The sequence below is a fragment of the Anaeromicropila herbilytica genome (genome assembly GCF_016591975.1).
Taxonomy (GTDB): Bacteria; Bacillota; Clostridia; order Lachnospirales; family Lachnospiraceae; genus Anaeromicropila; species Anaeromicropila herbilytica.
In genome coordinates this window covers 4,305,301-4,331,413 of record NZ_AP024169.1, presented here as the reverse complement: position 1 = coordinate 4,331,413, position 26,113 = coordinate 4,305,301, and the positions used below count along the sequence as shown (strand labels likewise).

Genomic DNA, 26,113 nt, shown 5'->3' with positions numbered 1-26,113 from the left:
TAAAAAAAGACGAAGAAAAAATATAGTATTGATGTCTGTTAATGTTTGTAATTCTTAAGGCAGTACCGCAAGATATAATAGTAAATGCTAATAAACAATCTGCAGTAAATGGGATAATATATTTTGAAACGGAAGATACAAAAGCTACAACTAAGATTACTTGGAGTACAGTAGGGTTTAATATATGCAGAAGGGAATGTTTATCAAATGGTGGTTATCCAACCAAGCTTAAACATGCTACTATATTACTTAAACAGTTTAAGAGAGATGAGACGAATAACCATGATGGAACTGTAACAGTGAGTTTTACGCTGCTAAAAGGTGACGTGGATAGGGCACTATTAGCAGCTGGTTGCGAAAAAATAAAAGATAATGATACGATTTATTTCAATGGAATCTTTCAAGTCTGGCACTATGGAAAGAAGTATGGAAAAGAAATAAATAATCTACCTACTATTGAAAAAGCTGAACCTTGGAGGAATCCAAAAGATTTTGAAGATCATTTTGATATAAAAGTTCAATACCATTCTTCTGGTCCCCAACCAGTAACAGTTCGATATATTACTCAAGCCAATAAAGTAATTAGTGAAGAAAAACTAGCCCCTGTAAAGCTTGGGAAGATGGTTAATGTAACATTAGACAAAGAAAAGAACTATGGAGGTCAGACATTAGCACTAGCTCAAAGTACCATATATTATATGGCAAATCAGAAAAAAGTAAAAGATCATCCTACTAAAAAAGTAACAAGTGTGAATGCCAAGAATTATAATGATCAAGTAAAAGATGTGTATAAGAGGAGTAATCAACAAGCGCCAGGAGGGTTACTAATTGTAGCACTTATGAAACCAAAGAAACCTAAAGGGCATGAGTATTCTGATGTTATAGAAGTGCCACTGGAAGACCCCACGCCTCATGGAGTTATTGCTGCCGATGAACGTGACGACGAACAATTTAATGTAAAAGAAGGAATTCCAACAACAGAGAAGCTATATACGAATGTATTCTCTAATAATTATCTGCTTGGATATACGTTTACAAGAAAGTACGGTACGAAGGTATATTCGATTAAGGCATCAAAGACATACCAGTTAACTTGGAAAGAACCAGACCCCAAAACAAAGAAACAAGTTACAAAAAGTAAATCCGAAACAGTTTCTCAAGAGGTATATATAAAAAGAGAGTATTCCTATTGGGAGATTTCAAAGATTGAATATTATAAGATTGATCATGCAACAGTAAAGAATTATGCTTTGCCAGGAGGAGTATCCAAACTTACACCAGTAGGATATACGGTTCCTAAACTTGATTATACCAAAATAGAAGACGATGCAAAACATATGGTTGAGCCGGAATTAACAATTACACTAAAACCAGAGAAAAAAAATCAGAAAGAACCACCAACGGCTGATTTTACCAAAGAAGCAGACTCGTTAGTTAAGCAAATCAAAGTCCGAAATGATAAATTAGTGTTTGATGGAACTCTGGTTATGGATGATAATTATGTAGAGAAAGAGACAAAGAAACCGACAGATATGGATGTAAGTTATGATGAAACAGGAGATGATGTGTTATATCGTCCTGGACAAGTAATCGATGCAACTAAGGCAAATGGAATCTATGAAAGTACGGGAACTGTCGACTATAAAGTGATAAAGCAATTAAAAGGAGATCATGGAAATACATTAAGTTATCCAGTCAGTGACCTAACCAAAGTCGTGATCCACACACCAACGGTATGTGATGCATTCATCTCTAATAAGGCATCCGCAGATCAGATGATCACACCCGATGTATCGTTGTCACCATTGGTATTAGATACGCCATTTACGATTCAGCTGCCAACAGAAGGGGAGCATCTTGATATCGATGGTTATGGGTATCAAGATTATGCCAAGTACATACAAAGTAGAGAAGTAAAGTTCCCCTTTGATGTATATGAAGGAAGTACTTATATCAGGGCAGGGACATGGGTAACACTAACCCGAGATGAGACCTCCTTCTATCTTCCTATCTGGGTGGATGAAGGAAAATATAACATTGATTTTCGAAGTATCAGTATCAATGCAGAAGCAAATGGTGGAATAGATAAGACCCAAGAGTTAGCCAACTTAGAGCGAAATAACTACGTGGCGACAGACCAACTCAGTGTGGAAGTATCGGGAAGAGTCTATGGATTAAAATTATTCGATATCTCGGATTATCCGATCTGGGAGAATGTATTCCGTCAAGAGAATTCCTTAAGATTATCCGGATTTAACTATACGGTTGGAACGAATGATCAGAATGGAGTAGATACAAGACGTAATCCAAAGTATACCTTCACCTTATTAAATGGAAGCCATCCAGGGTATTCTAATATTGGAGCGATTAAGACAGGGTATGTTACTAGATTCCAGTTAACCACCATAGGAAATATGTATTCCGATCAAGATTCCGTTCATATAAAGCCAACCTTTTACTATGTAGATTCCAAAGGAGGAAATAGACAGCCAGTGGATCTCTATTATAGCGAAACCTTCCGAGGACAGAAACAAATTCTTGTAAAGGTAGGAAGCTTTATGGATCAGTTCAATACCAAAGCGTATCGACTGGGAGACCCATATTTTGGCGTGCCAGATACGGAACTGAATACGAAAGCCATGGTAACTGGAAGAAATAGAAATGAGATCCGAGGAAATAAGAAGAATCTATTCTCCTATAGTAATGTCTTGATTCGAGAGAATCTAAGAACCTATATCGGAACGAATTATACGCCAACGGGAACCGTGCCATACGGAGTAGATCCAGATAAGGTAACGAAGTCGATGCAAAAATGGTATGGAGAATATTATCTACCAAGTGAGATCCATGTCGTACCCCAAGGGTATGATGTGATAGGATATGCGAAGAACCATTATGGAATAGACTATAAAGAAGACTTTTGGTTAAAGAATGGATATATTGTAGTAAATTTTGATATAGAAACGCTTCAAAATGGAAATCCACATCTGAGTTATCTTAATCTAGAGAATGCGAAAAATGGATATTGTAATATGTGGAGAACCGAAGGATATCAATATGAGAAGAAGGACTATAAAGGAAATACCTTTGAATTCCAGGATGGGGACTATATTATGTATTACACCGATAAATCAGCTGCAGAGGATTATAAAAGTGGTGGAACGCATTAATTAGAAAGCCAACTAAGCTAATCCAGAAATAAGAAAAATAATAATATAAATGATAACAAATACAAAAGATAACAAACATGACATAAGTAAGAGGGGAGTGAATAAATGAGTACTTTGGTAATATCCTATGATGATCTAAATGATGCATCACATAATGCAAAGAATCTAGCAGAAAAACTAGGAGACTATGCGAATGAGCTAGAGCATAAGGTGTGTCGAAAGATCAATGAGTACAGTGGAGAGAGAACACAGAATCTCTATGATGCAGATGGCTTTATGCGAAAAAAGTTAGAGAAACTACAACAGAAGAAAATTGATTTTACCACGTTATCAAGTAATATAAAAACATTTGAGTCAAACTGTAAAACAGCAGATAACAATGTCGCCAGATCCATTAAGACCATAACCGGAGATTTTAAGAAGGCATATAAGATAAAGGAGAACGTAATAACGAACTTCTTTAACTACATCGGAGTAGTGATTGGAAATGCCACAGCAATCGGAAGAGCAATCAAAGATTGTATAGGTGGAATTCAAGATGTAATAAAATCAGCAGGAGAAGCAATCTCAGACTGGTATAAGTACGATGGAGGAAAATACCTAATCGAAGGAGCAATCGAAGGGATAGGAGCAGCATTACTTGGAGCCGTTACAGCAATCGCAGCAGTAGCAGCATTGGCAGCGGCTAGTACAGTAGGAGCAGTTATTGTAGGAGTAGCTGCCGTGGTAGTAGCAGTAGCAACTGTTGCGAATGGAATCAGCGCAGTATATAATGATAGTAAAGCATATCAGGTAGCGAAAAATGGAGATGCAGCAACTGCGGTACGATATGCAGGACGAGATACCTTAGCGGATACCCTAAGACATGAAAGTGATAGTAAACTAGTACATATCTTAGCAGGTGGATTAGAGATAGTAGAGTTAGCAGCATCGGTGGTACTGATTGTAGATGCAGGAATTAACATAGCTAAGGGAGCTAAGAATCTTGTTGGGAAGATATTAAATAAAGGGGGAGGTAGTGCTGCTGAGGGGGTAGGAAAAGCTAGAAATGTTGAAGAAAGTTCTGCATCTGACTCATATTTGTATCAAAAATATAAAGAATCATTGGTGAAAGATGATGTATTGAATAATTCTGAGGAAATTATAAAAGGCGCTAAATTAGGCGACAAAAAATTAATTGCCGAATTAACTAAGGATGGAAGCAATATTGAAGATTGGTCTAAAATGGAGTCAAAATATCCATATACAAATGAGTATGGAACAGGAAAGATACATTATTATATGAATGTTAAAACTGGGAAAGTTAGTTATTATGATGCTAAGATGAAAATATCTGCACCAAAAGCAATAAGAGATAAATTAAAGTATACCAAAACAGATAAGGATGGTTTTTGGATTATAGATTTGGACGAAAATTTAGTTCCGATAGGAGTGAGATAATGATTTTAAAATCTAAAAGAAGCATAGAAAAAGAAGGAATAAGCGTTAATCAGTTATATCCTGTTGTTGAATGCGAAGAGAATATTCAAACTGGAATAATGAAATTTAGAATTTATGATGATTGTAGAAGTTTGTCATGGAAAACAATTGATAACTTTTCTACTGAAAGTGTTTTATTGGAAAATTACAGTAAAGATATAGATGCAGATACTATACATTATATGTATAATAGCTTAGATAAAGAATTTTTTTATCGATTTTATCTTGAAAATGAAGATTCAAGAATTGCTATAGCTCAGTTAGAAAAAGTAATGGTAGATATTATTTCAGATGAATTATCAATAGAAGATATTATGATTAATATTAATGAATTAGGATTTAATAATGAAAATATCGAGATGCAATTAAAAGCGTTTTTTAAAGAAGCTTCAAAACAAGATATTATCAAATTTTCAAATAATATGTACAATAAAGTAATGGATGTTAATAAGTACTTATTAGAGGTAATAGTTGACAATATAATGTTGTATAAAGAACCAGAAGTTGAAAATTTATTAATGGAAATATATATGAATGCATCTTGTAGTAAAGAGATACAAAATACTATAGATAATTACTGGAGTTAAATGATATTCAATGTAATATTTGTTATATGAATGTTACATTGAATATGTTTTACTCACTCCATAAAAATATTATAATTCACTACAAAACTATGTTTTATACAACTAATAAGATGAGTATTAAATAAATATATAAAAATATAGGTTTTGTAGTAATTAAAATTTGACTGCAAGTAATAATAATGCAGTAAGCAGTAACAAAAGTGAAAATCAAATATATATTATAGCAATAAAGAAGGCTAACGCTGATAAAATGGTGTTAGCCCTTTTTCTATGCCTAAAACAATGAAAGAAGCAAATATGTATGATAAATGAACTGGTTCGAAGATTTAAAATAAATCTGGAGGTATGCAATGGTCAATTAAGGATGTCTTGAAACATTTTGAGGTTATATAATCAAAGTAATATAAAGGGTTACAGGGTGTTATAGTAGTGGATTTATGTGTAAGCTATTCTACATTGTATACTAAGCGTTAGTACAGCTCTATGCCCCCTAGTTTTAGTACACTCCAAAAACCAGCAGGGTCTATATCGTTAAGCCAGCACTCCAAATTGCTGATATTTAGCCTTTTAGCATACTCAATACTTTCTGTATCTGACTCTGTGATAGGGTGATGCTCTGAGCAACTTAGTGCTGAGTAGGTGTAATCACTAATGCGTTTATTATCAATCGTGTGGTATTCGTAATGTACCCAGTTGGGAGGTAGTCCATCAAGCAGGGCCTTTGGATAAAAAGCTCCAAATTTGATTTGGATATGTGTAATTTTATCAATATAGGGGTGGCCTAAAAACAAATCATATGTTTCTAAACTAGTGGAGGTGACCTTAAATCCACGCTCTATAAGCATATTAAAGACTACCATAAGCTCATTATGCACAAATATGGTTTTATGATTGTTCTTTTATTTATAAACTTCCTACAATTTAAGCAGTATAACACGGCTACACCTCCTTTTGAACCTGAACCAACAAAGGCGGAGCACCGTGACTACTTAGGGTTATGACTTCCAATGCTAAGGGTAGACTACTTAAACATTCTACGCAGAGCGAAAGAACAGCAAGTTTTATTGGAAGTTCTACTGCATATACAATGACCTCTTGCTTACAACAGCTACAACATCTACTAGCAGTAGCTTGATTTACTGCATTATAAAAGGTATCTAAGCTTGTAGGGTTTTCACGCTGTTTACAAGCCTTTTTTAATGTGCCGTCAGAAAAATTCCCTAAAAATTTAATGTTATCCATAAATAATCCTCCTTTGCTACTTGTATTTACTTGTGAAAGGTTTTATCTGTATTAAACAATATGCACATGATTACTTATAGCAGCTTCTATCTCTTTACTACTAACCCCAAGGTATGTTTGGGTGACCGCTATGGTACTGTGCTGTAATAATGCCCTAACAAGTTCTATGTTTTGGTTATTATTATTAAATATTTCATTAGCATAAAATTTTCTAAAACTATGTGTACTTACATTGAGGCTAATACAGTCAAAACCAATCTTGAGGCTAGGTTAAGTGTTGATTACCGAACAGTTGGAACTAAGTGGATTAATAAATTACGAGGTACATACTATATATTTGATTTTGGAGATTCTGATGATGCTTTCCAAAATAAAAGAATTACAGATGATATTAAAGAGTATGTAAAAGCAATGAAGAAGAATAAAGTGATTATTAAATCATCAATAGTATCAGTTGAACTTTCGACTTTACACGATTCAAATGGCTATTTTTTAAGAGCATGCATTCGGTTTAAGGTTGTATCTGCAAAAAATATGAGCAATAAAGCAAATTTGATATTTGGAGATAACTATGGCAAATCAGAAAAAGGTAAAGGATCATCCGGTTAAAAAAGTAACAAGTGTGAATGCCAAGAATTATAATGATCAAGTAAATGATGTGTATAAGAGGAGTAATCAGCAAGCACCAGGAGGGTTACTAATTGTAGCGCTTATGAAACCAAAGAAACCTAAAGGAAGTTCTGGATCTGATGTTTTAGTAGTGCCACTGGAAGACCCCACGCCTCATGGAGTTATTGCTGCGGATGAACGTGACGATGAACAATTTAATGTAGAAGAAGGAATTCCAACAACAGAGAAACTATATACGAATGTATTTTCTAATAATTATCTACTAGGATATACGTTTACAAAAAAGTACGGTATCAAGGTATATACAATTAGTGCTACAAAGACGTACAATCTGAAATGGACAGAAACAGACCCCAAAACAAAAAAAGAAGAGACGAAAGAGAAATCAGTAACAATTTCTCATCCGGTTTATATAAAAAGAGAGTATTCCTTTTGGAAAATTTCAAAGATTGAATATTATAAGATAGATCATGCAGCAGTTAATAATTATGCTTTGCCAGGAGGGGTATCCAAACTTACACCAGTAGGATATACAGTTCCTGAACTCGACTATACCAATAGAGAAGACGATGAAGACCATATGGTTAAACCAGAACCAGAAATTACTCTAGCAACAGAAACTTTAAATCAGAAGGAAGCACCAACGGCTGATTTTACCAAAGAAGCAGACTCGTTAGTTAAGCAAATCAAAGTTCGAAATGATAAATTAGTGTTTGATGGAACTCTGGTTATGGATGATAATTATGTAGAGAAAGAGACAAAGAAACCGACAGATATGGATGTAAGTTATGATGAAACAGGAGATGATGTGTTATATCGTCCTGGACAAGTAATCGATGCAACTAAGGCAAATGGAATCTATGAAAGTACAGGAACTGTCAATTATAAATTGGTAAAGCAGTTAAATGGAAAACATGGAAATACATTAAGTTATCCAGTCAGCGAACTAACCAATGTCATAATCCATACACCAACGGTATGTGATGCCTTGATCTCTAATAAGGCATCTGCAGATCAGATGATCACACCCGATGTATCGTTGTCGCCATTAGTATTAGATACGCCATTTACGATTCAGCTTCCAACAGAAGGGGAGCATCTTGATATCGATGGTTATGGGTATCAAGATTATGCCAAGTACATAAAAAGTAGAGAAGTAAAGTTCCCCTTTGATGTATATGAAGGAAGTACTTATATCAGGGCAGGGACATGGGTAACACTAACCCAAGATGAGACCTCCTTCTATCTTCCTATCTGGGTGGATGAAGGAAAATATAACATTGATTTTCGAAGTATCAGTATCAACGCAGAAGCAAATGGTGGAATAGATAAGACCCAAGAGTTAGCCAACTTAGAACGAAATAACTACGTGGCTACAGACCAACTCAGTGTGGAAGTATCGGGAAGAGTCTATGGATTAAAACTATTCGATATCTCGGATTATCCAATCTGGGAGAATGTATTCCGACAAGAGAATTCCTTAAGGCTATCCGGATTTAACTATACGGTTGGAACGAATGATCAGAATGGAGTAGATACGGGACGTAATCCAAAGTATACCTTCACTTTATTAAATGGAAGCCATCCAGGGTATTCTAATATTGGAGCGATTAAGACAGGCTATGTTACAAGATTCCAGTTAACCACCATAGGAAATATGTATTCCAATCAAGATTCCGTTCATATAAAGCCAACCTTTTACTATGTAGATTCCAAGGGAGGAAATAGACAGCCAGTGGATCTTTATTATAGCGAAACCTTCCGAGGACAGAAACAAATCCTTGTAAAGGTAGGAAGCTTTATGGATCAGTTCAATACCAAAGCGTATCGACTAGGAGACCCATATTTTGGTGTGCCAGATACGGAACTGAATACGAAAGCTATGGTAACTGGAAGAAATAGAAATGAGATTCGAGGAAATAAGAAGAATCTATTCTCCTATAGTAATGTCCTGATTCAAGAGAATCTAAGAACCTATACTGGAACGAATTATACTCCGACGGGAACCGTGCCATACGGAGTAGATCCAGATAAGGTAACGAAGTCGATGCAAAAATGGTATGGAGAATATTATCTACCAAGTGAGATCCATGTCGTACCCCAAGGGTATGATGTGATAGGATATGCGAAGAACCATTATGGAATAGACTATAAAGAAGACTTTTGGTTAAAGAATGGATATATTGTAGTAAATTTTGATATAGAAACGCTTCAAAATGGAAATCCACATCTGAGTTATCTTAATCTAGAGAATGCGAAAAATGGATATTGTAATATGTGGAGAACCGAAGGATATCAATATGAGAAGAAGGACTATAAAGGAAATACCTTTGAATTCCAGGATGGGGACTATATTATGTATTACACCGATAAATCAGCTGCAGAGGATTATAAAAGTGGTGGAACGCATTAATTAGAAAGCCAACTAAGCTAATCCAGAAATAAGAAAAATAATAATATAAATGATAACAAATACAAAAGATAACAAACATGACATAAGTAAGAGGGGAGTGAATAAATGAGTACTTTGGTAATATCCTATGATGATCTAAATGATGCATCACATAATGCAAAGAATCTAGCAGAAAAACTAGGAGACTATGCGAATGAGCTAGAGCATAAGGTGTGTCGAAAGATCAATGAGTACAGTGGAGAGAGAACACAGAATCTCTATGATGCAGATGGCTTTATGCGAAAAAAGTTAGAGAAACTACAACAGAAGAAAATTGATTTTACCACGTTATCAAGTAATATAAAAACATTTGAGTCAAACTGTAAAACAGCAGATAACAATGTCGCCAGATCCATTAAGACCATAACCGGAGATTTTAAGAAGGCATATAAGATAAAGGAGAACGTAATAACGAACTTCTTTAACTACATCGGAGTAGTGATTGGAAATGCCACAGCAATCGGAAGAGCAATCAAAGATTGTATAGGTGGAATTCAAGATGTAATAAAATCAGCAGGAGAAGCAATCTCAGACTGGTATAAGTACGATGGAGGAAAATACCTAATCGAAGGAGCAATCGAAGGGATAGGAGCAGCATTACTTGGAGCCGTTACAGCAATCGCAGCAGTAGCAGCATTGGCAGCGGCTAGTACAGTAGGAGCAGTTATTGTAGGAGTAGCTGCCGTGGTAGTAGCAGTAGCAACTGTTGCGAATGGAATCAGCGCAGTATATAATGATAGTAAAGCATATCAGGTAGCGAAAAATGGAGATGCAGCAACTGCGGTACGATATGCAGGACGAGATACCTTAGCGGATACCCTAAGACATGAAAGTGATAGTAAACTAGTACATATCTTAGCAGGTGGATTAGAGATAGTAGAGTTAGCAGCATCGGTGGTACTGATTGTAGATGCAGGAATTAACATAGCTAAGGGAGCTAAGAATCTTGTTGGGAAGATATTAAATAAGGGGGGAGAATTCACTAAGGATTTTTATAGAAAAAACCCATCCGACCCCATAAGAGACATTTTGGGTTCTGGTATTGAATCTAATCCAAAAGAATGGAACAAGTTAATAAATGAAATGACTGATAATGGGGTTGAAATAGTATATAGAGATGGTACAATGGCATATTCTCCAGGACTGATTCCGGGAGCACCTGGCCAATTAATAATAGATAAAAATGCATCAATGAGTGCTCTGATACATGAATATCAACACTATATTGACGATGTAGCTAGTGGATTACCTGGAATGAGACAATTGTATGAACAAAACCCTAGAGTCATTAAGGAATTACGTGCGTATATGAAAGAAATTAAAATTGCAGATGGACTAGGGTTAAAAGATATATCTGCACAGCTATAGGAAAATTATAGGCAAGAGAGAGAATATATACTTAATTTCTTCAAGGAGTGATAAAAAGAATGAGTAATAATAAAATAATAAAAAGAATTCAAGAAGGAGTATATGATAAAGAAGAACTTCAAGATTTTTTAGAAATAAACAACGTATTCGTACTAAGCAATACAATGAAAGAAATTGTTAAGATTCAATATAAAACAGATGCTATTATAAATAGATTAATAGAGATAAGTGAATATAGAGGGAAGTCACATGTTTTAATGGGAGTATATACAATTGGCCATTTAGCTATTGCAACATTATTGAAATTAGAGTTAAAAAAAGAAGAGTTAGAATGTTATAATAACCTCGATGAATATGAAAAAAATATTGTTTTGAAATTAGAGGAAGGATATGAATATGTAATATAAAGTAACATAGAGAAATCTAAAGATATTTCTAACAACTCCTTGCATTACAGAAGATTGTTGCTTTTAATTACTTTTAGATTTGCGAGTAGAGGAGAAAATGCGAAAAAGTTACATAACAAACTCCTAGAATAAAGAATTAAGAGGGGAGTGAATAAATGGGTACTTTGGTAATATCCTATGATGATCTAAATGATGCATCACATCAAGCAAAGAATCTAGCAGAAAAACTAGGAGACTATGCGAATGAGCTAGAGCATAAGGTGTGTCGAAAGATTAATGAGTACAGCGGAGAGAGAACACAGAATCTCTATGATGCAGATGGCTTTATGCGAAAAAAGTTAGAGAAACTACAACAGAAGAAAATTGATTTTACCACGTTATCAAGTAATATAAAAATATTTGAGTCAAACTGTAAAACAGCAGATAACAATGTCGCCAGATCCATTAAGACCATAACCGGAGATTTTAAGAAGGTATATAAGATAAAGGAGAACGTAATAACGAACTTCTTTAACTACATCGGAGTAGCGATTGGAAATGCCACAGCAATCGGAAGAGCAATCAAAGATTGTATAGGTGGAATTCAAGATGTAATAAAATCAGCAGGAGAAGCAATATCAGACTGGTATAAGTACGATGGAGGAAAATATCTAATCGAAGGAGCAATTGAAGGGATAGGAGCAGCATTACTTGGAGCAGTTACAGCGATTGCAGCAGTAGCAGCATTTGCGGCAGCAAGTACAGTAGGAGCAGTGATTGTAGGAGTCGCTGCCGTGGTAGTAGCAGTCGCGACAGTTGCGAACGGAATCAGCGCAGTATATAATGATAGTAAAGCGTACCAAGTAGCAAAAAATGGAGATGCAGCGACTGCAGTACGATACGCAGGACGAGATACCTTAGCGGACACCCTAAGACATGAAAGTGATAGTAAACTAGTACATATCTTAGCAGGAGGCTTAGAGATAGTAGAGTTAGCAGCATCGGTGGTACTGATTGTAGATGCAGGAATTAACATAGCTAAGGGAGCTAAGAATCTTGTTAGGAAAGTATTGAATAAGGGGGGAAGTAGTGTTGTTGAGGGAGCTAAATATTCTTATATCACCGAGGATACAGCTAAGGCATTAAAAACTGAAAAAGATACCGCATTCTTTTGGTCAGGTTGCTCTGAATTTGATGCAGATGGGAATGTTATAACAAGTGGAGATATAATTGCTTCTGAAATTGCTAAATCTGAGGGCGGAGTTACCTTAGAATCAACTATAGCAGATCAATCAATAGATATGCCAAAATGGGATTTTGACAATCCTGATTCGATTAAAGCATGGGAAGAAGCTTCTTCTGCATATGCCAGTCAAGTTTCAGGTGATATAAGGGCTGTAGTTGGAACAAACTTGAGAGCTAATAATATATGGGAAAGCATTGAACTTCCAAAGTTAATGCAAAATGAAAATGTTTCAAAAATAACAACAATTAATTCTGAAACTATGGAACAAACTGTTATATTTGAAAGGGATGTTTCAGGAAATATTACAACAATTATTAATGATACACTATATAAATCGGGGCAATGGGATGAAATTTTAGAAAATCTGAGTAAAGATAGCGAAGTTAACTCAATAACAGTAATTGATTCATCTGGTAGGAGCTCCATTTACTATGAAAGGAAGTAAATATGATTAAAATAACTGGAACAAGATCATATATTGATGTAGAAGTTGATGGCAAAGAGGTTAGAATTCAAGGAGAGATGATTGTTGGAGGGTTTGTAGCATATAAAAAATCAATGGTTAAGTGGAACTCTCCAAAGGATGAACTTATTGATGATGAAACAAAACAATATATAATCAAAAAAGTAGTTGAAAAAACCAAAGATTCACATATGGTAATTGTATTTGAATAAATAATTATAATTTTATTATGATTATACTTTAGGACTTCCAATTAACTAAATCACTTTCTCTTAATTCAATATCATGGCTCTCACGAAGTGACGTAATCCAGGGTTAGAATTTAGAAATTTTATAAACGCACTTTTTGTAGCAAAAAAATTGTTGCAAGGTGCGTTTTATTTTGAGAATTATAAAAGTGGATTCTTATCAAGTAATATAAAACATTTGAGTCAAACTGTAAAACAGCAGATAACAATGTCGCCAGATCCATTAAGACCATAACCGGAGATTTTAAGAAGGCATATAAGATAAAGGAGAATGTAATAACGAACTTCTTTAACTACATCGGAGTAGCGATTGGAAATGCCACAGCAATCGGAAGAGCAATCAAAGATTGTATAGGTGGAATTCAAGATGTAATAAAATCAGCAGGAGAAGCAATCTCAGACTGGTATAAGTACGATGGAGGAAAATATCTAATCGAAGGAGCAATTGAAGGGATAGGAGCAGCATTACTTGGAGCAGTTACAGCGATTGCAGCAGTAGCAGCATTTGCAGCAGCAAGTACAGTAGGAGCAGTTATTGTAGGAGTAGCTGCCGTGGTAGTAGCAGTCGCGACAGTTGCGAATGGAATTAGCGCAGTATATAATGATAGTAAAGCATATCAGGTAGCGAAAAATGGAGATGCAGCAACTGCGGTACGATATGCAGGACGAGATACCTTAGCGGACACCTTAAGACATGAAAGTGATAGTAAGCTAGTACATATTTTAGCAGGAGGATTAGAGATAGTAGTGTTAGCAGCATCGGTGGTACTAATTGCAGATGCAGGAATTAACATAGCTAAGGGAGCTAAGAACCTTGTTGGAAAGATATTAAATAAGGGGGGAGGTAGTACTGTTGAGGGTGGTCCTGTATCAACGAAAATAGATTATTCAAGCAAATTTGATAGTGAGTTAGCTAACTTCAATGAGGGATATGAGATTAAAACAGTTGTTGATGAAGATTTAACTCTCGTTCAGTACAGCTTAAGTAAACCTGATGCCTCTCTCAAGTATTGGACAACTACGGATGAAGCTAATGATATATCAACAGTAGAGGAATATATGGATAAATTAGCACTTTCAAAAGATTGGGGTGCACGAGATACCGTTAAAGTAGCAAAAATACCTGCTGGAACGGAAGTGAAGTATGCAATTGGAACTGCAAAAGCTCAGAATGCTATAGCAGATCCAAGACCAGGTGGGGGATTGCAACTATTATTTAATGAATTTGATACAGATTGGGTAGTATCAGTAAGAGAACTACCGTAGGAGGAGTAATGAATAAGTATAACATATTGGATCATAAATTAGAACTTTTATTAGTAGAAGTGGATAAATTATTAGTTGAGTATCAAGATGATTATATAAAAGAATATTTAGAGAAGTACAAAAACCATATTAATAGAATACATGGCATGATTGTTAATAAAACATTAGAAAATTCAAAACAAGGTTTGTTAGGAATTCAACGAGCAATTTCAGAAAGTGATACTTTATGTTCTAATGAAAAGCTATATCAATTAGCTTGTGACGTTGAACGATATTATGCAGAAGAATGTAAAAACTTTGAATAGGAGGGCGATTGTGACTGATAATATATCAATTGAAAATACTTTTTTAAAGAAAATAATGCAAGATATAAAATGTAAGAGAAGTGAAGAAAATATAAATTTATTTTTTAATGAAGTTGCTATGAACGCTCATTTTGTATGTATTGCCAAAATTTCCGAAGTGCCCAAAAGTACAAAAGACGGAAAAAATAAATTTATAAATAATGCTGATTTGGATTTGCAGGTTGTTACTTCGGATGATGGAAAAATATATTATACAGCATTTTCGGACATTATTGAATTAAAAAAATATAATGATGATGATAAGTTCAATATAGCAGTTCTTAATTTTGAAAGTTAATATTCATTACTTCAAAATAATACTATAGCAGGTATTGTAATTAACCCAATGAGTGAAAATATTATATTAGAACGTAAAGTTATAGACTACTTAAAATTAAAAAAAGATAATATTAGCAAAGATTTTTCTGAGCAACAGGTAGCAAAAGATACTAAAGTAATACTAGGAGAACCGAAAGAGTATCCGTATCAGATGGTGGATGCAATAAAACAATATTCATTAACGAATAATGAAATTATGAGAATATGGTTACGTTTAATGCTAAGAGATGGAAAGCAAAGCTATTTGGTAATATTGGATTGTAAAGGTAATCTAAATGAAATATATAAAAATATAGCTAGTGTTTCAAAAAAGTTTACAAATGGGTTGCCAATTGATTTTGTTACGATAGAAAAAGCATTTGGTAAAAGTGCAGTTGAGAATCAAGTACCAATTTATCAGAGTAATTGGTAGTTTGTAAATGGCTACAACATAAGGAAATTTTGAGATTAGTAATTGGGTTACGGATAAGCAAATGCTAGTTTAACCACCGGATTACTATAGCGATTTAAATAAGTAAGGAAGTATCTGAAAAGTCCATGTAAAATTATTCTACATCTCAAATTATTAAATTTAGGTGAAAATATGTGAAGCCCTTAAGAAGATTCGCATTTAAACTCTACCAGAGGATACAATTATATGTAAAATTGATAAGTAGGACACGTACAGTTTAATAAGGGGGCAACCTAGAAATAGGCTGCCCTACTTTATTTTAGTAACTAACATATGCTTATCATATTCTTTTTACAGAGAAGGGAAAAATAAGGAATGATATCGTTACAAATGATGAAAGGGAGGTATTATGGAAGGCTTTAGAGATATTTTCTACAAATATAATAATGGACTTTGCAATGAAAAATAGAGAGAAGGGTAAAGATTTTAGAAGAGCTCGGACGATTTTTCAGAACGGTTCAATATTGATATTGTAAATGAGAATAATGCAGAAGAATTTCTTTGTCATATGAGTACATTTCTGGTTAAATCCGAGGAACTTACAAATATAATAATTAATAATGAGTATGAACACATTAGTGATTTGATTCCGTCAATCTATATTAATTTTAATAAAAAGATTTTGATTTCTAATTTTCCTGAGCCGGCTTCATACCAAGAGTTCATTCCAGATGATTGGAAAGGCGAATATGATTCATTTAGTGATCTAATACCAGAAAATCAAAAATACTGGTTGGTTAAAAATAAAAAATTTGTGGAGGAATTTAAATGAGTGAACAATCATTTACAATTATTAAGGATACATTTGGAAAAGAAGGCAGTGATGAAACTGTTGAAGGACTAACTGTAATAATTGATGGAAAGATCAAAGAGGTCTTTGATACAATTCTGCGAAAATGTCCTAACTATAATAGTTACACAGATTTGATGAGTGAAATAATTGTGAATGGCATCAATAAAATTATTGATGACATAGGAAAAATACAATAAAACAATCATAAATACAGTATCTGAGAAACAGCTGAAAATTTAAGTGTATCAGAAATATTAGTCATAATCTGACACACTTTCGGTTAAGTCTACACCCATTCAAAGTCATACAGCGTCGATAATGCCGATGTTGTATGACTTTTTTGGTAAGATATTAGAAAAATGTATCGACTTCGTTGGCATTGAAGAAGTTTGTTGTTTCACCATTTAGTGTATATAGCCCAGAAGTAATTAAAGAATTCCCTGATTTGTTTAGCCGTGGCTTTAAAAAATTTTGGGATATTGAATAGGAGGATGAAATGATTTACGAATATAATTATGATAATGGAATTCAAATTAAAATATGGGATGACGAAATTCCAAAACAACAGTTATGCGTAATAAAAAATATTTCAAAAAGATTGGATGGAAACGGTATATGCTTAGAACAAAATAAAACTATGGCAGTAGAGCTACGTTTGCCTAGAAATATTAGTAATTATGCAATGTTGGGATTGGTTTATGAAAATAATACAATTTCAACTAATATAGAAATAGAAATTAATGATTATGAAGAAATTGAGTATGTAGAGAACATTGCTTTAAAGACAGATTATATTCATATGGGTATTCCAGAAGATTATGTTAATGGAATTGAAAAAAGTATTAATAAATTGAATAATGAAGAACTGATAAGTAATGGAAATTATAAATTCTGTGTTGGAGCTCATGGAGAAGTAGGTTCAAGTACTATAAGCTTTATGATTGTATGTAGCATATTATTAAAATTGTTGTTACTAGAAAATATTACAAAAGAAAAAGTAAGAGAAATTATTGAGAGCGAGATTATATAAGAACTTAAAATAATATCTTACATTTAACAACATAATTTAATAGTTCGAAGTAGAACGCTATAATGAAAGATATTTACTGAACAAGTAATAATGAAAATAAAAGCTGTGAGTGGAGTGAATAAATGGGTACTTTGGTGATATCCTATGATGATCTAAATGATGCATCACATCAAGCTAAGAATCTAGCAGAAAAACTAGGAGACTATGCGAATGAGCTAGAGCATAAGGTGTGCCGAAAAGTCAATGAGTATAGCGGAGAGAGAACGCAGATTCTCTACGATGCAGATGGCTTTATGCGAAAAAAGTTAGAGAAACTACAACAGAAGAAAATCGATTTTACCACGTTATCAAGTAATATAAAAACATTTGAGTTAAACTGTAAAACAGCAGATAACAATGTCGCCAGATTCATTAAGACCATAACCGGAGATTTTAAGAAGGCATATAAGATAAAGGAGAACGTAATAACGAACTTCTTTAACTACATCGGAGTAGCCATTGGAAATTATAGCAACAGAGATTGATTACTATAATAAAGAATTTCTAATTAATGAAATTTTAGTTGAAGGAGAGAAAGGATGGTAATAATGCATAGTAAAGCATATGAAGAGTTTGTACTTAGTGTAAATACCAATGGTTATCGCCAAGGATATGATTCATTACTATTTAGTAAAATAGACTCTGAAGAAAGAGATGAAATCGAAAAAATAGTTGTGGATATACATATAAAGAAATTGAAGGAGTAAAGGTGATGTGTCAAGTGATAGAAAATTCTGAAGGCTATGTAGCAGTGAAAAAACTATTCGATATTGACGAGTTATCCATCCTTTAATATAATATACCATAAAGCCAAAATAATGTAAGGAGCTAGCTAATGAGCACACTAGTAATTTCATATTCAGACTTAGAAAAAGCTTCTAAAGCAGCAAAGATAATAGCAGAGGATCTAGACTATTATAGTGCACATCTGGAAAATGATATTAGGAATAGAATTAGTACATATAGTGGAGATAGAACTCAGAATATCTGTGATGCGGATTATAATGTGCAGATAAAGAAACAGAAGTTGCAGCAAAAGAAAAACGATTTTATGACTTTATCTAACAATATAGATACATTTAAACTGAATTGTGAAGCAGCAGATCGGAATGTATCATATGCACTAAGAAGTATAACAGGAGAATTTAAAAATTCATATGATGTAACAGAAAATATAGATACTAACTTTTTTTGTTATATTAGTATTATGATAGGAAATACAAAAGTATTAGGTAAAGTTTTAAAGAATAACTTGAAAAGGTCCAATAATACATTGGAGAAAAGTAGTAAAAGTATTCAAAATTGGTATAAAAATAATAAAAAAAACAAATCATTTATCGGAAATAGTAGCACCATCTTAATAGGAAGTGGCTTGGCATCGGGTATACATAAAGCTTATGGTCAGGGTAAAATAGGTGATGAAACATGGGCAAAATGTTATAAGAACACAAAGAAATCGAAAGCAGCAGAAATACAAAAGCTTAAGAAGAAATATCAAAAAGGTAAATTAACAGATGACGAATTGATTTGGGCATTAGTCAAACTATACGGTGTTGATGATTACTTTTCTGTTCCGAGTTATTCTTGTGCTCTTGGCAAAAAATATAATCCTCAGAAAAAAGAACAACTAGTTAAAAAAGTAGTTGAAGAATATATAAAGATAAAATATGACAAAGATGATTTGAAGAAAGCATATAAGGAATATGAAAAGTTATATGCTGCAAATTATTATGATCGTAATAAAAATAAACATAATACAAGTTATAATGTATTACCAGTTGACAATCCTAAGAAAGTAACATATAAAGAATTTCCAGCATTTTTGGCAAAAGAGGAATCAAAAAACGTAGTGGAAATTGCATACAGTGGAGAAAAGTTGCAGGATTCAGCTATTACATTTGTATCTTCAGCAGCATATGCAATTTTATTACAGAAATCATATAGTAAAAACCGGGAGTTCTTTGATTATAGGGAGCCTGATACTGTACCAGAAATTGAAATTATAAAAGTAAAACCGCCAGGATCAGACCATTATGTAGAAGTTTATACAGATGGTCATGCACAGGTAAATAAAAACAAGATTAAAATCTATATCAGAGGAAAAATCAAAAAACCAGCCAAGTATAAGAAATTAAAAAGTAGAATTGAAGAGCTGGAAAATATAAAAAAATATAATGCTTCTGAGTTTACTCCTGCAATGCGAGAGGAAATGGGGAAATGTGAACGAGCAGTTCATAATTATGATCGTTCAAAGCAAATGGGTAAATTGCTAAAAGATGCTGGCATCAAAAATACGACTAAAAATAATGAACTAATAGCAAAGGAAATTTTAAATGCTGCGAAAGAAGTTAGAAAAGGTAATACTATTGTAGAATGTCTCATTAAAGGGAAAAAGAAAACTGTTTTAATTGAGAGTCGGTGGATAATCGATAAGGATGGAACGCCGTATTGTAGTACAATTATATTAAAAGCGGTTAAATGATAAGGAGAATAAAAATGGATGAGGAATATGATTACATATTAAGCAAAAGTAAAGAAGAGTTGATACAAATTATAGAGGAAAATTATGATTGGGATGCAACAACTTTAGCAATGATAAAATTGTGTAATATAGATGAAAAAAAAACATTAGAACTAGGAATTGATTTATTAGCAAGAAATGAGGGTGATGAATATTTTCAAGCTACTATTTTTGATGTAATATACGATGTGGATTTTTCTCGGGTATTAGATTGCATAATGGATAGAGGCGATAATATTGAAACTGTTTTATTAGGTGATATTATGGATAAAATGTTTATTGATGGTGAAAGACAAATACATTCGGATAGTATTTCTAATTATTTAGATTATATTATGAAACAATATAATTTGCTTGAACCGAACGAGAAAAAAAGAATCTCCAAGTATTATGATAAATTTATAAAGGAATTTAAAATAACAAATGAATAATTAAAAGTTATAAAATTCAAATATACAATATATTTGTAGCAATATACGATTGGTTTTCAAAACAAGAAATGTAGAAATCATAATAGGTAGAATATTTTAATAAGATATTCTACCTATTTTTATGAAACAACAAATGGTTATATAATGAAGGCAGAAGTAGAAATGCTTGTAGGGCCAAAAATAGTAGTATATAGAAATACAATGAAATTTAAGGTAAGAGGAACAAAACACAAAGAGAATAGATGTTGACGAGTTATCTAACCTTTAATATTATATACCATAAAGCAAAAATAATGTAAGGAACTAGCATAATGAGCGCACTAGTAATTTCGTATTCGGACTTAGAAAAAGCTTCTAAAGCAGCAAAGATAATAGCAGAAGATCTAGAGTATTATAGCGCACATCTGGAAAATGATATAAGAAATAAAATTAGTACATATGGTGGAGATAGAACTCAGAATATCTGTGTGCGGATTATAATGTGCAGATAAAGAAACAGAAGTTGCAGCGAAAGAAAAACGATTTTATGACTTTATCTAACAATATAGATACAATGGAATAGAAGGTAAAAATGGATATTAGTATTTACGGTGAAGATTATTATGAAAAAATGATGCTAGAGTATGAAGGGAAGATAATTTATCAAGGATATATTGATGATTTTGTGACATCTGAAAAAGGAAATCTTGAATTAAAACTTAATTACGATAGCAATAAAAATCAGAGTATTATTCTTAAAAAGATGAAGGATAAGATTGTCTTTGTTCCAAATGTTGAAATATGTTTTAGTAGCGAATATAACTATGAAATAATGATGATTTCAATAAAAGAATTTGAGGATTTATGGATTAAAATGAAATATAATCCAAGTAATGATTTGGAATTGATTTGTGAGATTACAAATGAAGATATCTTATTAATGTGGCTGCTAACAAGTGGATATAGAAATGACAATACAAGCATAAATATATATATTGAGGAATTAAAAGAAAATTGTATAGGAACATCAAATGAAGAAATTCAAATTGAAGAAGTATTTGATAAAGTATTGTATGCTAAGTCTCACTTTACAGAATGTATCTATGAGGATATTGGTGAAAAAATATATTTATATTTAGATAATGGAGTTGAATGGAATGCATTAACCAAGGGAACAGATAATAATTTATACCTAAATATAAAATATAATATAATGATTAAGCTATAATCAAAATACTTAAAAAGCTATAATACTATATAAATAATATTGAAGTTGCAGTTTAATTAAGTCAATGCATATTTATAATTGAACTAACCTCATAAAAGATAAAATTTAATTGACAGACTGATGTAAAAATTCAAGCTAATAAAAAATTTCAATGGATACTGTAAAGGTATCTGTTGGAATTTTTCTTTCCAAGGTCTAACTTTGGATACAATAGGACATAGCTTGGTACACGATAATTAAGGATGCCTTGAAAACTTTCAAGGGATACGAATGACGAATAAAAGAGCCTGTGTGGTTTTATCCGATTTTCTCCAGACCATAAAAGCGGAGAATATAAAAATATTCAAAATTGGTATAATAATATTAAAAAACAAATTATTTATTGGAAATTCTGTGCTTAGGGTAAAATATGACGTGAATTTTTCAGGAGTATTAGAATGCATTATGGAAAAAGAATATAATATTGAATCTGTTTTATTAGGTGATATTATGGATAAAATGGTTCTTGATGGTGAAAGAAAATTATGCTCAGATAGTATTTCTATATATAGATTATATTATGAAACAATATAATTTGTTTAAGCCAAAAGATAAAAAAAGAATTGCTGTGTATTATGATAAATTTATAGAGATATATAAAATAACGAATAAATAATTTAGTTATGTAATTGAAATAAACAATATATCTGTGGCATTATACTATACTGTATCAAAAGAAGCAATATAAAATTATGTTAGGTAGAATATTTAATAGAATATTCTGCCTTTTTTATTTTTTGTATTTTTATGGTATTTAAAAGTAATTATTACATACTACTTATTAAATGATAAATCTAAAAAAATTGACATTTTTTACATGATATACTAAAATATAGTAGAATAAATTATATATATTAGGATGTATAAATATAAATTTAATAAAATCTAATATAGAGTGAGGTTCAATTAACTTGAGTGTAAAAATTAAAGCTGGTATTTGTACAAGTGCAGGAAATCTAAGAACTATAAATGAAGATAATTTTTTATTTAATAACATATTAGATGTATTAATAGATAATGAATACAATAAAGGTGCTAGTATGAAATTACCAGCTGTTTTTGCTGTGTGTGATGGAATGGGAGGTCTTAGCTCAGGTAAAAAAGCGTCTTCTATAGTAGTAAATAAAATCAATGAACAGTTACCTTATATAAAGAATATGAATGATAATATAGATGTTAAGAAAAAATTAGAAAATGTTATACAGTACTGTAATTCAACTATTTGCCAAGAGGGACAAAATATGGGAACAACTCTTGCTTTTATTTATTTATCTCAGAAAGAGATCTGGATTTCTAACATTGGAGATTCTCGAATTTATCAATATTATGATAATCAACTAATTCAGATTTCGGTTGATCATAATTGTTCAAGAGAATTTTTAATTAATCAAATTGATAATAAAGATGTTCTTTTAAAACATAATAGACGAAATGAATTAACACAGTATTTAGGCATTCAACCATCAGAATTTGTTATTGAGCCACATTATATGAGATTAGATTATAAAGTGGGGACAATGACATTTTTACTTTGTTCTGATGGAATAAATGAGAGTTTAACTGATGAGCAAATTAGTTATATTTTGGGAAGTCGTAAAAATATGAGGCGTAAATCAAAAGAATTAGTTATGGAAGCAATGAAGCATGGTAGCAAAGATAATATAACAGCCATTGTAATAAAAACAGTATGTAAATAAAAGGTTAGTAATGAAGGATGAATTTGCATTATGAATGAAAAAAAATTGCATGAATTTGAACCGCTATGGAATAGTTGGTATATTGACAGCCTTATAGGTGAAGGAAGTTTTGGAAGTGTATATAGGATAGTAAGAGAGGAATTTGGAGAAAAGTACTATTCAGCATTAAAAGTAATATCCATTCCAAAAAATCAAAATGAAATTAAACAAGTATATTTTGAAGGAATGGACAATGAGAGTGCAAGTCATTATTTTAGTGAAATAGTCGAGGATATATATAAAGAAATAGTTCTTATGTCAAAATTAAAGGGTAAGACAAATATTGTGAGCTATGAAGACCATCAAATACTTAAACGTAAAGATGAGGTCGGATATGATATATTGATTCGAATGGAATTACTACAGGGTTTAAACGAATATGCTACTAATAAAAAAATGACTAACTTAGAAGTTATTAAGATGGGAAAAGATATATGCAATGCTTTAATATTATGCCAAAAGCAAGATATTATGCATAGAGATATAAAACCTGATAATATTTTTGTTTCAAAAGATGGTGATTTCAAGCTTGGTGATTTTGGTATTGCTAAAAAAGTTGAAAAAACAGAATCGGCAATGTCAATTAAAGGTTCTTATGAATATATGGCACCAGAAGTATATTTAGGTAAAGAGTATGATTCAAGAGTTGATATATATTCATTAGGAATAGTTCTTTATACATTTTTAAATAATCGTAAAATACCATTTATACCAGCAGAAGCACAAGTAATTCGCCATGGAGAGCGACAGGAGGCATTACGTAGTAGATTTAGAGGCGAATCTATACCAAAACCTGTTTTGGCATCAGAAGCATTAAGTAATGTTGTTTTAAAAGCAATTGATTATGACCCAAATAAAAGATATATGTCAGCAGAAGAGTTTTTAGAAGCATTATCTAACTTAAAAGAAGAAGATATTTTAGAAACTATACAAAGCAATGTTTCTTACAATCATAATATTAGCAGTGAATTTAATAATGTGAATACTATTTTATTGGATGATTTGGATAAAACAGTTATGCTTAATGATATTAGTAATGATGATGTTGTTGATTTTGAAAAGACTGTTTTATTAGATGAAATGAATAACATAGGACCAGAATTGATAAAAAAACCATTCCATAAAGAAGAAAAAGAAAGAAGTTATTTTATTTATGCTGTATTTTTATTCTTATTATTAACAATAGGTATTATGAGTTTTGTCATAATCAAATTAAATGAAAGCAATATAGCATATTTGAAAGATTCATCTACTGTGGAGAATATTGATAATAATTCCACTGAAATTGATATGTCAGGCAAAAAGATGAAATCTATTGATAACGTTAAAAAGTTAGATACAGCTGTCAGTTTAGATTTAAGTAATAACCAAATTAATAATATTAGTAAGCTTTCTTCAATGACTAAATTAAAAAAATTGAATTTAGAAAATAATTCAATAAAAGATATTTCTCCAATTAAAAGTCTGGTAAATTTAACGGATCTTAATGTTTCAGGGAATAAAATAAAGAACATTAGCCCTATTTACAATTTGCATAATCTGAAATATTTAAATATCAAAGGTGTTTCTATTACAAAAAAGGATTTAGATAAATTAAATAAGGCATTACCTAAATGTAGGATAAAAGTTAAATAAATTGAAGGAGATATAAATTAATGCAAGAGTTATTTGATACTAATTTGATAATTGAAAGAAGAGATATGCAGAATTTGAGTTATATTTTTAAAAATGATGATTTATTCTCACAAACAGGATATAAGGTTTTGAGAAATTGTCAAGAAAATGGTCTTATTCCTTGTTTCAAAGTAAATTATAATGGAAAGATTAAATTAGTCTATGATCTAACTTCATATCGTCCATTACAAATAATATTACCTTTATTAAAACCAGAGAAGTTTGTTTCTATAATATTGGATTTAATTGATAATATTGTAAACTTGGGTGAAAATGGATTTATTCAAATTAACAAAATAGCCTTCGCTTTAGACAAAATATTTATAAATGATAAGGATAAAATAGCTTTTGTCTATATACCATATAATGAAAGTTTAAATTCTTTTAGTAATCAAATATATGAAGAAAATGTAAAAAAAATAATTAAAGAAGCTATAGTTACATATAAAAATTTATCTGTATTAGAATTGCTAAGATTATATGATGATATCAGTGAAAAAAAATTTACATTAGAAAATATAAAATACTATATTTTAGAAGGTAGATATAATAAGCAAAATATAGCTTTTTCAGAGGTCGAACGTGAACAACCTATATTAGAAAGTAATAATGGCAATTCTACAATAAATAGTACAGTAAGTATGATTCAACCAAATGCTAAATTAATTGGTACTGGAATGGCTAAAACGATGGAGATAATAATTAATAAAAGTGAAATGATTTTTGGAAAGAATAAAGATGCAGTAGATATATTAATATCATTTCATCCTGCCATTAGTAGAGTTCATTGCAAGATCATTTATTCCAATGATAGATATTATGTATGCGATTTAGGTAGTGCAAATGGTACATATATTAATGGTACTAAAATTAAGAGTTTTGAAGCTATTCAAATAGGTTTTGATGATGAGATTATGTTAGCAAATATAGTGTTTATTTTAAAAAGAATTTAGCTAAAATAATGGAGAGTTT

The 26,113-nt window shown here is 31.8% G+C and carries 28 protein-coding genes; 26 read left to right on the top strand and 2 right to left on the bottom strand.

Annotated features, from left to right (window positions below; all coding sequences use genetic code 11):
* The first annotated feature begins 41 nt into the window (after positions 1-41).
* The 3 genes from bsdtb5_RS18445 (at position 42) to bsdtb5_RS18435 (ending at position 5,236) form a co-directional block, all read left to right on the top strand.
* Positions 42-3,170 (top strand): DUF5704 domain-containing protein, encoded by a 3,129-nt coding sequence (locus bsdtb5_RS18445; RefSeq protein ID WP_271713433.1) that lies wholly within the window; start codon positions 42-44, stop codon positions 3,168-3,170.
* A 105-nt stretch (positions 3,171-3,275) separates the two neighbouring features.
* Positions 3,276-4,610, top strand: coding sequence for a hypothetical protein (locus bsdtb5_RS18440; protein ID WP_271713432.1), 1,335 nt, complete (start codon positions 3,276-3,278; stop codon positions 4,608-4,610).
* Positions 4,610-5,236 (top strand): hypothetical protein, encoded by a 627-nt coding sequence (locus bsdtb5_RS18435; protein ID WP_015390556.1) that lies wholly within the window; start codon positions 4,610-4,612, stop codon positions 5,234-5,236. Before bsdtb5_RS18440 ends, bsdtb5_RS18435 begins: the two co-directional genes overlap by 1 nt.
* Positions 5,237-5,706: 470 nt before the next feature.
* Here bsdtb5_RS18435 and bsdtb5_RS18430 read toward each other — a convergent pair whose 3' ends face one another.
* Both bsdtb5_RS18430 and bsdtb5_RS18425 read right to left on the bottom strand, forming a co-directional pair.
* Positions 5,707-6,081, bottom strand: a complete 375-nt coding sequence (locus tag bsdtb5_RS18430) for a hypothetical protein (protein WP_271713431.1) — start codon at positions 6,079-6,081, stop codon at positions 5,707-5,709.
* Positions 6,082-6,175: 94 nt separating this feature from the next.
* The gene (locus tag bsdtb5_RS18425) at positions 6,176-6,478 is read right to left on the bottom strand and encodes a hypothetical protein (protein WP_271713430.1); all 303 of its coding nucleotides are present in this window, start codon (positions 6,476-6,478) and stop codon (positions 6,176-6,178) included.
* Positions 6,479-6,697: 219 nt separating this feature from the next.
* Between bsdtb5_RS18425 and bsdtb5_RS18420 the strand changes: the two genes are divergently transcribed.
* The 23 genes from bsdtb5_RS18420 (at position 6,698) to bsdtb5_RS18310 (ending at position 26,094) form a co-directional block, all read left to right on the top strand.
* Positions 6,698-7,087, top strand: a complete 390-nt coding sequence (locus bsdtb5_RS18420) for a hypothetical protein (protein ID WP_271713429.1) — start codon at positions 6,698-6,700, stop codon at positions 7,085-7,087.
* Entirely contained in the window at positions 7,050-9,521 is a 2,472-nt protein-coding gene (locus tag bsdtb5_RS18415; protein ID WP_271713428.1) for a DUF5704 domain-containing protein, read from the top strand. Before bsdtb5_RS18420 ends, bsdtb5_RS18415 begins: the two co-directional genes overlap by 38 nt.
* Positions 9,522-9,626: 105 nt before the next feature.
* Positions 9,627-10,928: a hypothetical protein gene (locus tag bsdtb5_RS18410; protein ID WP_271713427.1), complete on the top strand. Its 1,302-nt coding sequence runs from the start codon at positions 9,627-9,629 to the stop codon at positions 10,926-10,928.
* A gap of 59 nt (positions 10,929-10,987) precedes the next feature.
* Positions 10,988-11,335: a hypothetical protein gene (locus bsdtb5_RS18405; protein ID WP_271713426.1), complete on the top strand. Its 348-nt coding sequence runs from the start codon at positions 10,988-10,990 to the stop codon at positions 11,333-11,335.
* A 155-nt stretch (positions 11,336-11,490) separates the two neighbouring features.
* A complete protein-coding gene (locus bsdtb5_RS18400; protein ID WP_271713425.1) occupies positions 11,491-13,005 on the top strand; it encodes a hypothetical protein in 1,515 nt (504 codons plus the stop codon).
* Between the two features lie 2 nt (positions 13,006-13,007).
* Positions 13,008-13,235 carry an Imm74 family immunity protein gene (locus bsdtb5_RS18395; RefSeq protein WP_271713424.1) on the top strand — a complete coding sequence of 76 codons (228 nt, stop codon included), beginning with the start codon at positions 13,008-13,010 and terminating at the stop codon, positions 13,233-13,235.
* 588 nt (positions 13,236-13,823) lie between these two features.
* On the top strand, positions 13,824-14,537 hold the full coding sequence (locus bsdtb5_RS18390; protein WP_271713423.1) for a hypothetical protein: 714 nt from the start codon (positions 13,824-13,826) through the stop codon (positions 14,535-14,537).
* An 8-nt stretch (positions 14,538-14,545) separates the two neighbouring features.
* Positions 14,546-14,842, top strand: coding sequence for a hypothetical protein (locus tag bsdtb5_RS18385; protein WP_271713422.1), 297 nt, complete (start codon positions 14,546-14,548; stop codon positions 14,840-14,842).
* 10 nt (positions 14,843-14,852) lie between these two features.
* A complete protein-coding gene (locus tag bsdtb5_RS18380; RefSeq protein ID WP_271713421.1) occupies positions 14,853-15,179 on the top strand; it encodes an SseB family protein in 327 nt (108 codons plus the stop codon).
* A 48-nt stretch (positions 15,180-15,227) separates the two neighbouring features.
* Complete coding sequence (locus tag bsdtb5_RS18375) at positions 15,228-15,632, top strand: enhanced serine sensitivity protein SseB C-terminal domain-containing protein (protein WP_271713420.1); 405 nt, start codon at positions 15,228-15,230, stop codon at positions 15,630-15,632.
* A 547-nt stretch (positions 15,633-16,179) separates the two neighbouring features.
* Positions 16,180-16,443 (top strand): hypothetical protein, encoded by a 264-nt coding sequence (locus bsdtb5_RS18370; RefSeq protein ID WP_271713419.1) that lies wholly within the window; start codon positions 16,180-16,182, stop codon positions 16,441-16,443.
* Positions 16,440-16,661: a hypothetical protein gene (locus bsdtb5_RS18365; RefSeq protein WP_271713418.1), complete on the top strand. Its 222-nt coding sequence runs from the start codon at positions 16,440-16,442 to the stop codon at positions 16,659-16,661. Before bsdtb5_RS18370 ends, bsdtb5_RS18365 begins: the two co-directional genes overlap by 4 nt.
* A 299-nt stretch (positions 16,662-16,960) precedes the next feature.
* Positions 16,961-17,494 (top strand): hypothetical protein, encoded by a 534-nt coding sequence (locus bsdtb5_RS18360; RefSeq protein ID WP_271713417.1) that lies wholly within the window; start codon positions 16,961-16,963, stop codon positions 17,492-17,494.
* Positions 17,495-17,616: 122 nt separating this feature from the next.
* Positions 17,617-18,018 (top strand): hypothetical protein, encoded by a 402-nt coding sequence (locus bsdtb5_RS18355; protein WP_271713416.1) that lies wholly within the window; start codon positions 17,617-17,619, stop codon positions 18,016-18,018.
* Positions 18,019-18,072: 54 nt separating this feature from the next.
* Positions 18,073-18,240 carry a hypothetical protein gene (locus tag bsdtb5_RS18350; protein WP_271713415.1) on the top strand — a complete coding sequence of 56 codons (168 nt, stop codon included), beginning with the start codon at positions 18,073-18,075 and terminating at the stop codon, positions 18,238-18,240.
* Positions 18,241-18,368: 128 nt separating this feature from the next.
* Positions 18,369-20,015 (top strand): hypothetical protein, encoded by a 1,647-nt coding sequence (locus bsdtb5_RS18345; protein WP_271713414.1) that lies wholly within the window; start codon positions 18,369-18,371, stop codon positions 20,013-20,015.
* 14 nt (positions 20,016-20,029) lie between these two features.
* Positions 20,030-20,485, top strand: a complete 456-nt coding sequence (locus bsdtb5_RS18340) for a hypothetical protein (RefSeq protein ID WP_271713413.1) — start codon at positions 20,030-20,032, stop codon at positions 20,483-20,485.
* 311 nt (positions 20,486-20,796) lie between these two features.
* A complete protein-coding gene (locus tag bsdtb5_RS18335) occupies positions 20,797-20,976 on the top strand; it encodes a hypothetical protein (protein WP_271713412.1) in 180 nt (59 codons plus the stop codon).
* Between the two features lie 80 nt (positions 20,977-21,056).
* On the top strand, positions 21,057-21,692 hold the full coding sequence (locus bsdtb5_RS18330; RefSeq protein WP_271713411.1) for a hypothetical protein: 636 nt from the start codon (positions 21,057-21,059) through the stop codon (positions 21,690-21,692).
* 270 nt (positions 21,693-21,962) lie between these two features.
* Entirely contained in the window at positions 21,963-22,265 is a 303-nt protein-coding gene (locus bsdtb5_RS18325) for a hypothetical protein (protein ID WP_271713410.1), read from the top strand.
* A 377-nt stretch (positions 22,266-22,642) separates the two neighbouring features.
* The gene (locus tag bsdtb5_RS18320; protein WP_271713409.1) at positions 22,643-23,428 is read left to right on the top strand and encodes a PP2C family protein-serine/threonine phosphatase; all 786 of its coding nucleotides are present in this window, start codon (positions 22,643-22,645) and stop codon (positions 23,426-23,428) included.
* Between the two features lie 30 nt (positions 23,429-23,458).
* A complete protein-coding gene (locus bsdtb5_RS18315) occupies positions 23,459-25,102 on the top strand; it encodes a protein kinase domain-containing protein (RefSeq protein ID WP_271713408.1) in 1,644 nt (547 codons plus the stop codon).
* Between the two features lie 20 nt (positions 25,103-25,122).
* Positions 25,123-26,094, top strand: coding sequence for an FHA domain-containing protein (locus tag bsdtb5_RS18310; protein WP_271713407.1), 972 nt, complete (start codon positions 25,123-25,125; stop codon positions 26,092-26,094).
* The last annotated feature ends 19 nt before the right edge of the window (positions 26,095-26,113 follow it).

Coding starts and splice junctions, on each gene's coding strand:
- bsdtb5_RS18445 (WP_271713433.1), top strand. CDS start 42: ATGTTTGTAATTCTTAAGGCAGTACCGCAAGATATAATAGTAAATGCT.
- bsdtb5_RS18440 (WP_271713432.1), top strand. CDS start 3,276: ATGAGTACTTTGGTAATATCCTATGATGATCTAAATGATGCATCACAT.
- bsdtb5_RS18435 (WP_015390556.1), top strand. CDS start 4,610: ATGATTTTAAAATCTAAAAGAAGCATAGAAAAAGAAGGAATAAGCGTT.
- bsdtb5_RS18430 (WP_271713431.1), bottom strand. CDS start 6,081: ATGCTTATAGAGCGTGGATTTAAGGTCACCTCCACTAGTTTAGAAACA.
- bsdtb5_RS18425 (WP_271713430.1), bottom strand. CDS start 6,478: ATGGATAACATTAAATTTTTAGGGAATTTTTCTGACGGCACATTAAAA.
- bsdtb5_RS18420 (WP_271713429.1), top strand. CDS start 6,698: ATGTGTACTTACATTGAGGCTAATACAGTCAAAACCAATCTTGAGGCT.
- bsdtb5_RS18415 (WP_271713428.1), top strand. CDS start 7,050: ATGGCAAATCAGAAAAAGGTAAAGGATCATCCGGTTAAAAAAGTAACA.
- bsdtb5_RS18410 (WP_271713427.1), top strand. CDS start 9,627: ATGAGTACTTTGGTAATATCCTATGATGATCTAAATGATGCATCACAT.
- bsdtb5_RS18405 (WP_271713426.1), top strand. CDS start 10,988: ATGAGTAATAATAAAATAATAAAAAGAATTCAAGAAGGAGTATATGAT.
- bsdtb5_RS18400 (WP_271713425.1), top strand. CDS start 11,491: ATGGGTACTTTGGTAATATCCTATGATGATCTAAATGATGCATCACAT.
- bsdtb5_RS18395 (WP_271713424.1), top strand. CDS start 13,008: ATGATTAAAATAACTGGAACAAGATCATATATTGATGTAGAAGTTGAT.
- bsdtb5_RS18385 (WP_271713422.1), top strand. CDS start 14,546: ATGAATAAGTATAACATATTGGATCATAAATTAGAACTTTTATTAGTA.
- bsdtb5_RS18375 (WP_271713420.1), top strand. CDS start 15,228: ATGAGTGAAAATATTATATTAGAACGTAAAGTTATAGACTACTTAAAA.
- bsdtb5_RS18370 (WP_271713419.1), top strand. CDS start 16,180: ATGAGTACATTTCTGGTTAAATCCGAGGAACTTACAAATATAATAATT.
- bsdtb5_RS18365 (WP_271713418.1), top strand. CDS start 16,440: ATGAGTGAACAATCATTTACAATTATTAAGGATACATTTGGAAAAGAA.
- bsdtb5_RS18360 (WP_271713417.1), top strand. CDS start 16,961: ATGATTTACGAATATAATTATGATAATGGAATTCAAATTAAAATATGG.
- bsdtb5_RS18355 (WP_271713416.1), top strand. CDS start 17,617: ATGGGTACTTTGGTGATATCCTATGATGATCTAAATGATGCATCACAT.
- bsdtb5_RS18350 (WP_271713415.1), top strand. CDS start 18,073: ATGGTAATAATGCATAGTAAAGCATATGAAGAGTTTGTACTTAGTGTA.
- bsdtb5_RS18345 (WP_271713414.1), top strand. CDS start 18,369: ATGAGCACACTAGTAATTTCATATTCAGACTTAGAAAAAGCTTCTAAA.
- bsdtb5_RS18340 (WP_271713413.1), top strand. CDS start 20,030: ATGGATGAGGAATATGATTACATATTAAGCAAAAGTAAAGAAGAGTTG.
- bsdtb5_RS18335 (WP_271713412.1), top strand. CDS start 20,797: ATGAGCGCACTAGTAATTTCGTATTCGGACTTAGAAAAAGCTTCTAAA.
- bsdtb5_RS18330 (WP_271713411.1), top strand. CDS start 21,057: ATGGATATTAGTATTTACGGTGAAGATTATTATGAAAAAATGATGCTA.
- bsdtb5_RS18325 (WP_271713410.1), top strand. CDS start 21,963: ATGACGAATAAAAGAGCCTGTGTGGTTTTATCCGATTTTCTCCAGACC.
- bsdtb5_RS18315 (WP_271713408.1), top strand. CDS start 23,459: ATGAATGAAAAAAAATTGCATGAATTTGAACCGCTATGGAATAGTTGG.
- bsdtb5_RS18310 (WP_271713407.1), top strand. CDS start 25,123: ATGCAAGAGTTATTTGATACTAATTTGATAATTGAAAGAAGAGATATG.